This window comes from Sphingobium sp. OAS761 (assembly GCF_024168485.1).
In the GTDB taxonomy this organism is placed as follows: domain Bacteria; phylum Pseudomonadota; class Alphaproteobacteria; order Sphingomonadales; family Sphingomonadaceae; genus Sphingobium.
On the sequence record NZ_JALJVY010000006.1, the window covers coordinates 236,532 to 248,724 of the forward strand.

Genomic DNA, 12,193 nt, shown 5'->3' on the forward strand with positions numbered 1-12,193 from the left:
CGGTTCAGGTCAGTGCCGTGCCCAGTGCGCGGCGACGAAATCAGCGATTTCTCGATCCTTTTCCTCATCCTCCGGCCCGTCGAAGAAGCCGCCATGGGGCATCGCCTCGAAAACGTGCAGGTCTGCGGCCACTCCCGCCTGCCGCAACCGCCTGTGCATCCGCACGGTGTTGGACAGGAACAGGTCGCGCGTGCCCGATTGCAGCAGCGTCGGCGGAAAGCCGGAAAGATCGCCGAACAAAGGAGACAGCAGCGGATCGTCGAGCCGGTGACCGTTCGAGTAGAGCATGATGGATTCGGTCAGACGGGCCTTCAGCACGGGGTCGATACTCATCAGCGTCTCGAAACTGTCGCCACTCTCCGTCAGGTCGACTTCGGGCGACAACAACAGCAGCGCCGCAGGCATCGGCAGTCCGGCCATCCTGGCGCGCAACATCAGCGCCGCAGCCAGATTGCCGCCCGCAGAACCGCCGCCGACGATAATATTATGGGCACCGCGCCGCTCCACTTCGGCCGCATAGACCGCCAGGCAATCGTCCAGCGCAGCGGGAAAGGGATGGTCGGGCGGCATGCGGTAGTCGATGGCGGCCACCTCCACGCCGAACAGGGCTGCATCGCGCGCGCCGCAGGCCCGGCAGAAGTCGCCCGCACCGAACACAAGCGCACCCCCGTGGATTTCGATGTAAAGCCGCTGGTCGTCGGCGCTCAGCGATTCCGGGCGGGCGCGGTGCACGCCGACCCCGGCACACTGCTCTGTCGACACCATGATGGATGAATCGACAGGGCCGGTATAAGCGGCGGCCATGGCGCCATCGACCTGTGCGATCGTCGCGCGCCATCCCTCCGTGTCAGACGGGTCGGGCATCACGGCGCGTGGTTGCGACGCCGATGCCCGCAATGCGTCGGCGGCCTGCCCGCTGACCGATCGTGGCCACGGGATGACCCGCGCGTCGAGCATCATACCCTTCTCGTCAACGGTCATGCGCTGTCCTCGAGCGGTTGCCAGTGCGCAGATACGAAGGCCTTGAGCTCCTGATCGAGCGCTGCATCTTCCGGCGCGCCGCCGAAGAAGCGGCCGTGCGGCATCGCCTCGAAGACATGGAGCTGTGCGGCGACGCCGGCCTTGCGCAGGGCGCGGTGCATCCTGACCGTGTTTGACAGATAAAGGTCGCGCGTGCCCGATTGCAGCAGCGTGGGCGGCAGCCCCTTCAGGTCGCCGAACAACGGGGAAAGATAAGGATCGCGCAGGTCGTGTCCCCCGGCGTAAAGCAGGGCGGTGGCGGCCAGCCGCCCCTTCAGCACCGGGTCGATATCCATCAGGGTCGCCACCGTGTCACCGCTCTCGGTCATATCGACCCGGGGCGAGAGCAGCAGGGCCGCGCGCGGCAGCGGCAGGCCCGCATCGCGCGCGCGCAGCATCAGCGCGGCGGTCAGATAGCCACCGGCCGACCCGCCGCCGACAATGATCCTGTCAGCGCCCCGCCTTTTCACCTCTGCGGCATAGACGGCAAAGCAGTCATCGAGCGCGACGGGATAACGATGACCCGGCGGCATCCGGTAATCGATGGACAGGACCTCAACACCATGCAGCGCGGCTTCTCGCACCGCGCCCGCCTTGCAGAAATCGCCTCCGCCTGACACCAGTCCGCCACCATGAATGTCGATATAGAGCCGCCTGTCGGCGACATCGAGCGCATGGGGCCGCGCGCGGTGGACGGTCGCACCGGCCAGTGTTTCGGTAACGACCGTCACGGTCGGGTCCGGTTTCGGGAGATAAGCCGCCATGTCGCGGTCTATCTGCGCCACCAGATTGCGCCAGCCGTCGGAGTCGGATGGGTCCGGAAAGGGTGGCGCGGGCCGCCGCGCTGCTGCCTGTAACGCGGCGCGAGCCTGCGGGCTGATCGATTGCGGCCAGGGGATGGTCCGTTCGGCAAGTGTCATGCCATGATCATCGACACGAAGGACGCCTGTGGCGCCTTCCGTCCCTCGGACCGATTGTGCCGTAGCTGCCCGCACACCGGCGGGGAACAGCATGGCGATCAGCCCGGCACAGAAGCGCGCGATGCCACGACGATTCATGGCAAGGCCGCTGGCATGATCCGCCCTTTCCATCAGCCCTCCTTTCAGGCGATCGCCAGGCCGCCATCGACGCGCAGATGCTGGCCCGTAATGAAATCAGCGCCCGGTTCGGCCAGAAACAGCACCGCGCGCGCAATGTCCTCGGTGCGGCCAAGACGCGGCACCAGAGCCGGCCAGATCGCAGCGGCGGCGTTGCGCTCGATTTCCGGCCATTCGCTGCCCCAGCCATTTTTGGCCGCCTCCCCCTCGATCCAGGCGCGCAGCCCTTCCGTAACGGTGAAGCCGGGGCTGACCGCGTTGGACGTCACGCCCGTTCCCCGCAGCGCTACCGCCAGACTTACCGTGAGCGACACGATTGCCGACTTGGCCGCCTTATAGTCGGGGATGGTCGAAATGGGATTGTCCGCAATGGCGCTCGCGGTCTGGATCACGCGGCCCCAGCCCCGCTCGATCATACCCGGCGTGATCGCATGGGTCATGGTGACGGCGGAAAGCACGTTGGCGCGATAGCCTTTGTCCCAATCCTCCGGCATGGCTTCGAACCATTGGGCCGATCCGTTGCCAGCCGCCGCGCCACCGGCATTGTTCACCAATATGTCGATCGGCCCTGTCTCCAGCGCTTGGGCAGCGACCGCGCGCGCGTCATCCGGCGCGTCCAGCGCGCCGCACACGCTGGCGACATCTGCGCCACCGTTGCGCAGTTCGGCAACGACCGCGTCGATCTTGTCCGGATCGCGTCCGTGGACGATGACGCTGGCGCCCGCCCGCGCCAGCCAGCGCGCGCTTTCCGCGCCGATGCCGGAACTGGAGCCGGTGACCAGCGCTCGCTTGCCAAGGAGTGTAGCCGCCATCATCCGACCCCCGGTGCGCCAGGGTAACCTTCATAATATTGACCGGTCATCATCCCACCGTCGACGGCGATTTCGGCGCCCGACAGATAGGATGCATCGTCGCTGGCCAGGAACAGGGAAGCCCTGGCCACCTCTTCGGGCGCGCCGACCCGTTGGAGCGGAATATTGCCAAACCGTTCGTTGACCGCGTCGCGGCTGCGCCCGTCATGGTTGGTCATGACGGTGTCGACCCCGCCGGGATGCACCGAATTGACCCGGATTCCCTTATGCCCCAGTTCCAGCGCGGCAACGCGGGTCAGCCCGCGCACACCCCATTTGCTGGACGAATAGGCGGCAAGACCGTTCGCGCCCTTCATGCCATCGACCGAGGAAATGTTGACGACGGCACCGCCCCCCCGCGCGATCATGCCCGGCGCGACGGCCTTTAGCCCAAGAAACTGGCCCACGAGGTTTACCTCCAGCACCTTTTCATATTCCGCGCGGGTGGTTTCAAGCAGGGTACGGAACAGCAATATGCCCGCATTATTGACCAATATGTCGACCGGGCCCAGGTCGGCTTCCACAGCGGCGACCATGTTGGCCCAGGCCTCTTCGTCCGTCACGTCGAGGCGGTAGAAGCGCGCCGCATCGCCCAGTTCCTCCGCCAGCGCCGCGCCCGCTTCGTCAAGCAAATCGGCGATCGCCACTTTCGCGCCTTCTGTTGCGAACAGACGGCTGGTGGCGGCACCCATGCCGCGCGCCCCTCCGGTGATGATCGCAACTTTTCCGTCCAATCTTCCCATGGCTGATCTCGCTCTCGTTATCGGTCGCCGCGCAGCTTGCGCAGAAAGAAGTTTGCCTGCACACTGATCGCTTCCTGCGCTTCGGGCAGGTGGAACATATACCAGTGCGCGTGCGGCATCGCTTCGAACACGAACAGGTCGGCTTCCCGCCCGGCGCGTCGCAGCGCACGATGGAAGCTGGCCGTCGCGCTCAGGACCGCGTCGCGTGTACCGCTCATCAGCAATGTCGGCGGAAAGTGCGACAGATCCCCATAGACCGGCGACACCGCCGGATCTTTCGCGTCGGCACCCCCCAGATAGGCGCGAATCTCGCTTATCTCATGGTCCGTGGGCAGCACCAGATCGCCCCAAAACCCCATCAGCGTGAATATATTGGCGGTATCACCCAGATCGGACAGGTCGCCGCCCGCGGTGAACATACCGCAGCAGGCGGGAAGCGGCAGCCCTTCGGCGCGAAGCCGCATGATCGCCTGACCCGTGAGGAAACCACCGGCAGAGGTCCCGTAAATGCCTATCTGGTCGGGGCGATGATAGTCGAGCATGGTACGATAGACCGCGACCGCATCGTCGACGGCGGCAGGATAGGGATGTTCGGGCGCCAGGCGATAATCCACCGCCACCACCGCCACCTTTGCCTCATAGGCGATGAGAATTGCTTCGACCAGTGACCCCGATCCCATGACGAAACCGCCGCCATGCAGATTCATGAGGGTCAGGCCCCTATTTTCTTCGGGTATCTCATGCGGCTTAACGAGATGGCACCTGACGCCGGCGATCTCGATTTCCTGGATGTCGACGGGATATTGCTGCACCGCGGCTTCGCCAGCAAGTTTCATCTGCTCGTCGACGAAGTCGCGCAACGCCCACATAGGCAACCGCTCGGCCGCGGGATCGGGCGGCTCGGCCCAGGGCGACGTCGCCAGAAACGCGTGCGCTTCCGCACTGACCGTGCGTGGCACCGGCACGGAGTTCGCGCCAAGCTGGACCGCCCCGCTCTTGTCGATAGTGTAGGTCATGACATCCTCTCTTTGGCGGCGTCAGGCCGCTGGTAGTTCCGCAGGCGGCGCACGGCGACCGATCCGGGACATGGCGAAGAACATGAAGGCGGCAACAGCACAGCCGCCGATAACCAGTCCGATGACCGGCCCGTATCGACCCACCGCGTCGCGCAACAGGCCTACCAGTGGCGGAATGCCGAAAGTGAGGGGCAGTGTGACTATCGCGAACAGGCCGATGACCCGGGGAAGCGAATGCTGGCCGAACAGGTGCGCGGACAGCATGTTGACGGCAGGAAACACGCCGGCGCCGGCGGCTCCGATTACGAGCGCGCACAACGCCATGACCGCAAAGGCCGTCGTCCCGAGCATCGCAAACCAGCTCAAAGCCAACCCTGCCGCCAGGATCGAGAGCGCACGCGGTGCACCCAGCCGCCCGCACAGAATACCGATCACGAGCGATCCGATCACGGCCGACCCTCCCATGACCGACAGAAGGGCAGCCGCATCCGCCGCTGCGACACCGCGTTCCGCCACGAAGCCGGCCAGATGGGACACTCCGGTTATGCCGACGGCATTGAGAAAGCCCGCTCCCAGACAGACGGCCCAGAATGTCGGGTTCCGCAGAAGCGATCGGGCCGTTATCATCTCGTGCGCCACATGCCCGTGCGCGTCAGGTGCATGTGCACGATCCGCCGGGCCGTCCGATACACCCAGGATGAAGGGCAGCAACAGAATATGCAGCCCGACCATCATCCAGTAGAAAGCGGACAGGCCATGATCGCGTATCACCGCCATGCCGATCATCGGGAGAAGGGCCGCGAACAGCGGCGTGTTGGCTACCCCGAGCGCCGTGCCGGGATTATGCGCATACCAGTTGCTCGCCAGCACGCTGGAAGGAAACGGGCCGAACATGGCGAGACCGATGCCGATCGGCAGGGCATAGGCCAGCAACACCACAGTCATGCTGGGTGCGACTGCCAGCAGCGCATAGCCGATGGCGGAAATGATAACCCCGGCCATCATCGTCCAGCGCAGGCCGATGCGCCCGATAAGCGCGCCGATGGCGGGACTTGCAAGACCCAGAACCAGGACGCAGATGGAAAGTGCCAGCGCCGCCGTCGCACTGCTGGCGCCGAATTTCTGCTGCAAGGGCAGCACGGACACGCCGAATCCGCCGAAAGCGCAGCCCACCGCGACATTCTGGGCCAGGAAAGCGCGTCCGACCATCAGGCGTCGCTGCATGGGGCTGCCGGCCGGCTCGGCGGCTCGCGTCATGGCTTCCATCGTCTCTCCTTCGATTGCCGGCGCCTGTCCAGCGGCGCCGCGCTATTCTTCTGCATATCCGGTCCAGCCACTCTTGACCTGGACCAGTTCGATACGCGTTCCATCGGGATCGGCGCAGAACATCAACTCGCCATAGCCCAGGTCGGACCGGCTTTCGTTCAGCCGGTATCCACCAAATTCCGCGATGCGGGCAGCCACTGTGTCGAGATTGTCGACGACAAGGCAAAGATGCGCCCTTCCCGGCACATTGGCGGGCCGCGGGTCAACAGGTCCCCCGGCCGGGTCGCGATTCTCGACCGTCCATAGCTCCATCCGCAATCCATCGGGATGTTTCACAAATTGCGTCCGTACATTTGCGCCGGGCATCTCCAGCAAAGGGCCCGGCGCGTCGGTTCGGCCGCCTTCCTGTGCATCGAAACCCAGACCTTCCACATAGAAGCGCGTCGCCCGGTCAATATCCGCCACATAAATGCCGAAATGCGGGAAGCTGCGGATCATTTCCTGTCTCCCCTCGGCTTTCAGGCAATCATATTCTCTATCGAGGGGACGGGAGGCATGTCAGGCACATTATGGGCATAGCCCATTTCCTCGTAGCGCTCGGAAATGCGCCAGCCCGTCGTCGTTCGAACCAGCCGGTCCCGGTACCAAAGGCCAATGAAGAACACCTGTTCGCTGCCGTCATCGCCCTGATAGACCATCGGATTGAACAGGCAGGTGCGGCTGCGCGCGGTGTCGCCGTCCAGTTCCAGCTTCGTCGTCGCGACCATATGCTGGTATCGGGGAAAACGCTTCATGGCGACGGGAAGCCAGGCCTTGATCTGCGCGACCGAACCCTTGGCCCCGCCTGTTTCGCTATAATCGATCACGGCGTCCGGGACGAACACATCATCGAGTGCGTCCCAGTCCTGCTCATCGATCGCATAGCTGTAGCGCGCCAGAAGATCCTGAATCTCCAGCCGGTCGGAGATTTCCTGTAACGACAACATGGCCTATCCCGCTCCTCGAAATATTTTATAGGTCAAAATCGAATCGACCAACGCATTCTTGGGTTCCGCGTTCGGTCCTTTCTTGAAATGCGTAGCGACGCGACGCAAGCACCAATTGACAACGATCGATGCAGGAGAGGGTATGCGACTGGAAAACAGGGTGGCCATCGTCACCGGCGCGGCGTCCGGAATCGGGCGCGCAGTCGCCCGGAAACTGGCGGCCGAAGGTGCCCGGCTGGTGATCGGCGACCGCAACGTCGAAGGTGCGGAAGAAACGGCCGGCATGCTGGACGCCAATGCAGTAGTGGCGGCGCTCGATGTCTCCGACGAAGCCTCCTGCCGGGCAATCGTGGATCAGGCGGTCGAACGCCATGGCGCACTGGACATTGTGTGCAACATCGCCGGCGTGCTCGATTTCGGCCGCTTCGCCGATGTCGACCGGAGCCGCTGGGACCGGGTTATCTCTGTCAACCTGACGGGGGTCTATCACATGTGCCGCGCGGCCATGCCGCATCTGATCCCCCGGCGCGGTACGATCATCAACATGGCATCGGCGGCAGGATTGGTCGGCGTCCCCTACAATTCGGCCTACACTGCGTCCAAGCACGGCGTCATCGGCCTGACCCGCGCGCTCGCGCTGGAATTTTCGAAGGAAGGCGTGCGCATCAACGCCGTCTGTCCCGGCGGCGTCAGGACGCCGATGCTGGAACAGGCACCGCCCGAAGATATCGACTGGCAGATGGTGATGCGATCGGCGTCGTGGCTGGACGGCGGCGAAATCGCCGAACCGTCGGACATTGCCGACACGGTAGCCTTTCTCGCGTCGGACGAGGCGCGCCGCATCACGGGCGCGGCCTTCACCGTGGACGGGGGCCAGACCGCCGGCTGAACCCACAATGACAGCAAGGGCCGGCGGATCCAGATCCGCCGGCCCTTGCTCACCTCCAGCGAGACAGGCCTGCTGGCCTGCCCGCTGCTTGGCGCCTTCAGCCCCCGCCGAACGTATATTTCACGCGCAGGCCATACATGCGCGGTTCGCCGTAGAGTGTCTCGTTGACCAGCAAACCGCCGGCCTGAAAACCGTTGGAGTTGCTGATGCGATACAGCTTGTTGGTGGCATTGGTGACGAAGAGGCCGACGTCGAATCCCGTTCCGCCTACGCGTCGCAGATCGAGCGAGGCGTTGAGAAGGCCAAATGGCGCCAGCGTCGTACCCGGCTGAACCGCCGGAATATTGACCGGCTCGGTATATTGCGCGGATGTGTGCGAATAGGCGACGTAAAAGGACAATGTGCCGAAGTCGTCGCCCATATCCTGATCGGCGGCGGCATGAATGCTCCAGATATATTTGGCCGTGTACTGGAACGGGATGCAGGAAGCATCGGCGGTTCCCCCGGCAGGAACAACGCCGTTGCACGCCAACGTACCGGTTGCCGAGACATAATCATATTTCTTATAGTTGGCATCGGTATAGCTGAAGTTGCCGCCCAGTTCCAAACCGCCGAAGGGTCGTACCGACGTTTCGATTTCCACGCCGCGGATCCGGGCATCGGCATTGAGTGTCCGTGCGCCACCAGCACCCGTCTTGATATTGAAATCGCCCGTAGCGCGCTGGATGTCCTTATAGTCGGTGCTGTAACCCGCGATGTTGAAGCGGAAGGGCACCCCGCCCAGACGGAAGTCCGACTTCATGCCGATTTCGTAGGAGGTCACGTCCTCCGGCAGGAAGGTGCGCGTGTCAGGATCGCCATTCTGGCCGAAGAACACGGCATAGGGATTGAATCCGCCCGCTTTGTAGCTGTGGCTGATCTTCCCATACAGAAGGATGTTCGGCGATACCTTGTAATCCAGCCCGACAAGCCAGGATGGCGTGCTCGTCCGCTGTGAACCGCTGAAGCGGCAATCCTGAAGGGCGGTTGCCTCGGGAACGAGGAGCGCGCTGTCCTTGCCGCACACGACAGTTCCAGCGGGCAGCAGGGAACTATAGTTGAACTGCGTGGCAAAGCCGTAGACATGGTCCCATGTCTGGCGATAGCCGCCCGTGAGACGAAGCCCTTCGAGCGACGGCGAGAGCGCTGCCAGATTGAGCGTGGCCTGGCCATATACCGCCTTCGACACGGTGCTGGTGCCATATTGCGCTTGCGACGCGGTGCACAGGCCGGTTTGCACGGCAGGGCAATAGACAACCGCGCGAGACCCCTGCGGACCATCGGGGCGCTGGTCGAAATAAAACCCGCCGATTGTCCAGTCGAGATTGCCATCGAGCATCTTGCCCTGAAGCTGCAATTCTTCGGTCCAGACGCGGAAGTCGTCGCGCGGCAATTCGGTGGCAGCCGTCGCATTGCCATAATGGACGGGAATGTTCGTTCCCGGCAAGGTCACAACGCCGTCCGCCGGCAGACGGCCGGGGTCCACGTCGTGCTGCTGAAGGACAGTGGCATCGCCGTCATAACGATAGCCGACCTTCATCTTCTGATAGCTGGCAATGTTGCGCAACGTCAGCTCGTCCGACAATTCGATATCGGTCGTGTTGCTGATGCCCCAGGTTTCCGTTTTCGAGAAGGTGTCGGTGGAGAAGGCCGTCTTGCGCGGCCCACGCGCCTGGGCTTCGGCCGTGGCTGCACGATATACGTCGCACGAATAGCCGCCAACCACGCCAACAGGCAGGTTCGCGCAAAGCTGCAAAGCGGCCAGTCCGCCGGGACCGTCGACATTGAATTGCGAATGGATCAGGCCTGCGCCGTTATTCTTGGAGTAGGCGCCATAGACCATCGTATAGTTCGTAATCGTCTCGGTCGGCTTGAACAGGATGCCGAGACGGCCCGAATAGCTGTGCTCATTGTCGCGGTCCTTGTTCCAGACCACGTCGCGTGTATAGCCGTCACGATCATGATAGGTGCCGACCACGCGGAACGCGAGCTTGTCGCTCGCCGGCACGTTGACGGCGCCTTCGACATATCGCCGGTCATAATTGCCGAATTCGCCCTTGATCCAGCCGCCAAACTCGTCAGTCGGCTTCTTGGGAACCAGCAGAACCGCGCCGCCGGTCGTGTTGCGGCCGAACAGCGTACCCTGGGGGCCCGAAAGGACCTGAAGATTTTCCAGATCGACGAAATTGCCCGGACCGCCCTGCTGTGAAAGAGTGATGCCCGCGGGCAACGGCACCTCGTTCAGATATACGACGACGCCCGGCGATGCCTGGAAGGTCGCACCCTGACCGCGAATGGTGAAGGAATTGGAGTCGCGCGATCCCTGCCCGTTGGGGCCGACGACCAACGACGGGACGCTGGCCTGGAGATCCTGTTCCTTGTTGATGCCCTGCTGTTCGAGACGCTGAGGCGAAATGGCCGTGATCGCGATCGGAACATCCTGCGCGCGCTCTTCGCGCCGGTTCGCGGTCACGATGATTTCGGCCATCGTGTTCGGGCTCTGGTCCGCGCTCTGTTCGGCCGTCTGGGCGGCTGCAACTGCCGGCACCGCACAAGCCAGCACCGCGGCGCTCGACATAAGCCAAGCCCCGCGCTTCAGAAAAAACCTCTTGTCGTGCGAATTCATGTCTCTCTCCCACTGTTCCAAGGAACATATGTCTGGAGAGGTCTGGCCATCATCGTGAAGCGGACAGGAAATTTATCGACGCTCGAAAATCGATAATTATCATCGGCAACAACACGAAAGGTGGCAAAATCCTCTCCGCTTTGCGGCATTTAGCCGGCCTGATATTCGCCGCTTCTCTAGCGTCGGCTAACGTGGTTCGGCATGCCGATTGCGCGTAGACCTGTCAAAGAATTTTTGCCTGATAGTCCCTGCGATCATCGCTTTTCAGATCGATCAATGCTGATTTTCGCAGTGATGTGTGAAATTTGTTACGCATTGAATGCGCCCCGACGCGAAAGCCGAAGCTTGCATAACTGCTGCGAACGGGGATAGGCGGGATGATAGCGAATTCAAGACAGCGATTCCGGCACGCTCTGTCACGAGCCAAAGGCTCAGCGCGGTGGCCGAGGCGGGGATCCTGCATCAGGAGGAATGACTGCATCATGGCCACTCTGACCCAAAATTCCGTCACGGATATTCTCGATCGGGAAAATTTGCTGACGCTCGCCCGGGAAAGAGCGGGCCTTTCCGATTTCGGCGACCTCTGGTTTCTGGAACCGATGGATCAATATGTCGCTGCCTCGAACAGCGAGGGGCGATTGACGCCCGCCGGCCGTGCGTCGACGACCGAGGTGATCGTCAAGGGGCTGGTGAGCCGCCTGCGCATGGTCGACGATATCAAGCGCAACCCTGAAATCCTGGACGAAACCGTGGAGGTCGCCGGCATCATCCTGGGCCTGCCCCGCACGGGCAGCACCATTTTCCAGCGCCTTCTAGCCAGCGCACCTGGCATGACCGGCCTGCGCTGGTACGAAGCCCAGAATTTCGCCCCCTTCCCCGGCGAAGAGCGCGGCAATCCGGTCGAGCGCCGCGACTATGCGCAGGCGATGATCGACGGGTGGTTGCAGCTGTCGCCCGAGCTTGCGTCCATCCATCCGCTCGATCCGGACGCACCCGACGAGGAGATACTCGTCCTGGGCCAGATGTTCGTCAGTACGATGATAGAAGGCATGAATTTCGTCCCCAGTTTCGCTCGATGGCTGAACGGATACGACCAGTCGAAAGGGCATGAAGACCTCAAGACGATCCTCAAATATCTCCAATGGCAGGATCAGACCCGGCGCGGCCGCAAGTGGATACTCAAGAGCCCGTCCAACCTGCCCTATGCCGAAGTTGCGGCAAAGGCGTTCCCGGACGCGCTGTTGATCATGACGCATCGCGATCCGCTCCAGACTGTCCCTTCCTACGTGTCGATGCAGGCCGCGCTCTACAAGCTCAGCGCGACGCTGACCGACCATGAAGTCGGCGCCTTCTGGTTTCCGCGACTGGTCGAGTGGATGCGCCTGTTCGAGGACGCGCGCGGCCGCATAGGGGAGGATCGCTTCATCGACATCGACTATCGCGAGGTCGGCAGGGACCCGATGGCGCAGGCACAGCGCGTCCTGTCGCGCATCGGCATTCCCATCGACGCCCGGCTGGAAGAAGTGCTGAGCGAATTTCTGGCGGGCAACAAGCGCGAGCAGCGTCCGATGCATGACTATTCGCTGGAGCGGTTCGGTTTGAACGAAGAAGCCATCAAGCGGGAATTCGCGGACTATCGCGCCCGTTACACGGACTGAAG

The 12,193-nt window shown here is 62.9% G+C and carries 11 protein-coding genes; 2 read left to right on the top strand and 9 right to left on the bottom strand.

Features of this window, described 5'->3' with window-relative positions; genetic code table 11:
* Positions 1-9: 9 nt before the first annotated feature.
* The 8 genes from J3E64_RS10250 to J3E64_RS10285 are packed head-to-tail and all read right to left on the bottom strand — an operon-like array spanning position 10 to position 6,979.
* The gene (locus tag J3E64_RS10250) at positions 10-981 is read right to left on the bottom strand and encodes an alpha/beta hydrolase (protein ID WP_253342649.1); all 972 of its coding nucleotides are present in this window, start codon (positions 979-981) and stop codon (positions 10-12) included.
* Complete coding sequence (locus J3E64_RS10255; protein WP_253342650.1) at positions 978-2,111, bottom strand: alpha/beta hydrolase fold domain-containing protein; 1,134 nt, start codon at positions 2,109-2,111, stop codon at positions 978-980. The genes J3E64_RS10250 and J3E64_RS10255 overlap by 4 nt, the downstream gene beginning before the upstream one ends.
* A gap of 11 nt (positions 2,112-2,122) precedes the next feature.
* Complete coding sequence (locus J3E64_RS10260) at positions 2,123-2,932, bottom strand: SDR family NAD(P)-dependent oxidoreductase (protein WP_253342651.1); 810 nt, start codon at positions 2,930-2,932, stop codon at positions 2,123-2,125.
* The gene (locus J3E64_RS10265; protein ID WP_253342652.1) at positions 2,929-3,711 is read right to left on the bottom strand and encodes an SDR family NAD(P)-dependent oxidoreductase; all 783 of its coding nucleotides are present in this window, start codon (positions 3,709-3,711) and stop codon (positions 2,929-2,931) included. The genes J3E64_RS10260 and J3E64_RS10265 overlap by 4 nt, the downstream gene beginning before the upstream one ends.
* A gap of 17 nt (positions 3,712-3,728) precedes the next feature.
* Complete coding sequence (locus tag J3E64_RS10270) at positions 3,729-4,727, bottom strand: alpha/beta hydrolase (protein ID WP_253342653.1); 999 nt, start codon at positions 4,725-4,727, stop codon at positions 3,729-3,731.
* 21 nt (positions 4,728-4,748) lie between these two features.
* Positions 4,749-5,993 (bottom strand): CynX/NimT family MFS transporter, encoded by a 1,245-nt coding sequence (locus tag J3E64_RS10275; protein WP_253342654.1) that lies wholly within the window; start codon positions 5,991-5,993, stop codon positions 4,749-4,751.
* 42 nt (positions 5,994-6,035) lie between these two features.
* The gene (locus tag J3E64_RS10280) at positions 6,036-6,491 is read right to left on the bottom strand and encodes a VOC family protein (protein ID WP_253342655.1); all 456 of its coding nucleotides are present in this window, start codon (positions 6,489-6,491) and stop codon (positions 6,036-6,038) included.
* A 20-nt stretch (positions 6,492-6,511) separates the two neighbouring features.
* Positions 6,512-6,979, bottom strand: coding sequence for a nuclear transport factor 2 family protein (locus J3E64_RS10285; protein WP_253342656.1), 468 nt, complete (start codon positions 6,977-6,979; stop codon positions 6,512-6,514).
* A gap of 142 nt (positions 6,980-7,121) precedes the next feature.
* On the opposite strand from J3E64_RS10285, the gene J3E64_RS10290 reads away from it, so the two are divergent.
* Positions 7,122-7,868, top strand: a complete 747-nt coding sequence (locus tag J3E64_RS10290; RefSeq protein ID WP_253342657.1) for an SDR family NAD(P)-dependent oxidoreductase — start codon at positions 7,122-7,124, stop codon at positions 7,866-7,868.
* A 97-nt stretch (positions 7,869-7,965) separates the two neighbouring features.
* Here J3E64_RS10290 and J3E64_RS10295 read toward each other — a convergent pair whose 3' ends face one another.
* Positions 7,966-10,485: a TonB-dependent receptor gene (locus J3E64_RS10295; RefSeq protein ID WP_253342658.1), complete on the bottom strand. Its 2,520-nt coding sequence runs from the start codon at positions 10,483-10,485 to the stop codon at positions 7,966-7,968.
* A 530-nt stretch (positions 10,486-11,015) separates the two neighbouring features.
* Here J3E64_RS10295 and J3E64_RS10300 point away from each other — a divergent pair.
* Positions 11,016-12,191 (top strand): sulfotransferase, encoded by a 1,176-nt coding sequence (locus J3E64_RS10300; RefSeq protein WP_253342659.1) that lies wholly within the window; start codon positions 11,016-11,018, stop codon positions 12,189-12,191.
* The last annotated feature ends 2 nt before the right edge of the window (positions 12,192-12,193 follow it).

Excerpts from the sequence above, each read along its gene's own strand:
- J3E64_RS10250 (WP_253342649.1), bottom strand. The coding sequence starts at position 981 with ATGACCGTTGACGAGAAGGGTATGATGCTCGACGCGCGGGTCATCCCG.
- J3E64_RS10255 (WP_253342650.1), bottom strand. The coding sequence starts at position 2,111 with ATGGAAAGGGCGGATCATGCCAGCGGCCTTGCCATGAATCGTCGTGGC.
- J3E64_RS10260 (WP_253342651.1), bottom strand. The coding sequence starts at position 2,932 with ATGATGGCGGCTACACTCCTTGGCAAGCGAGCGCTGGTCACCGGCTCC.
- J3E64_RS10265 (WP_253342652.1), bottom strand. The coding sequence starts at position 3,711 with ATGGGAAGATTGGACGGAAAAGTTGCGATCATCACCGGAGGGGCGCGC.
- J3E64_RS10270 (WP_253342653.1), bottom strand. The coding sequence starts at position 4,727 with ATGACCTACACTATCGACAAGAGCGGGGCGGTCCAGCTTGGCGCGAAC.
- J3E64_RS10275 (WP_253342654.1), bottom strand. The coding sequence starts at position 5,993 with ATGGAAGCCATGACGCGAGCCGCCGAGCCGGCCGGCAGCCCCATGCAG.
- J3E64_RS10280 (WP_253342655.1), bottom strand. The coding sequence starts at position 6,491 with ATGATCCGCAGCTTCCCGCATTTCGGCATTTATGTGGCGGATATTGAC.
- J3E64_RS10285 (WP_253342656.1), bottom strand. The coding sequence starts at position 6,979 with ATGTTGTCGTTACAGGAAATCTCCGACCGGCTGGAGATTCAGGATCTT.
- J3E64_RS10290 (WP_253342657.1), top strand. The coding sequence starts at position 7,122 with ATGCGACTGGAAAACAGGGTGGCCATCGTCACCGGCGCGGCGTCCGGA.
- J3E64_RS10295 (WP_253342658.1), bottom strand. The coding sequence starts at position 10,485 with ATGTCGAGCGCCGCGGTGCTGGCTTGTGCGGTGCCGGCAGTTGCAGCC.
- J3E64_RS10300 (WP_253342659.1), top strand. The coding sequence starts at position 11,016 with ATGGCCACTCTGACCCAAAATTCCGTCACGGATATTCTCGATCGGGAA.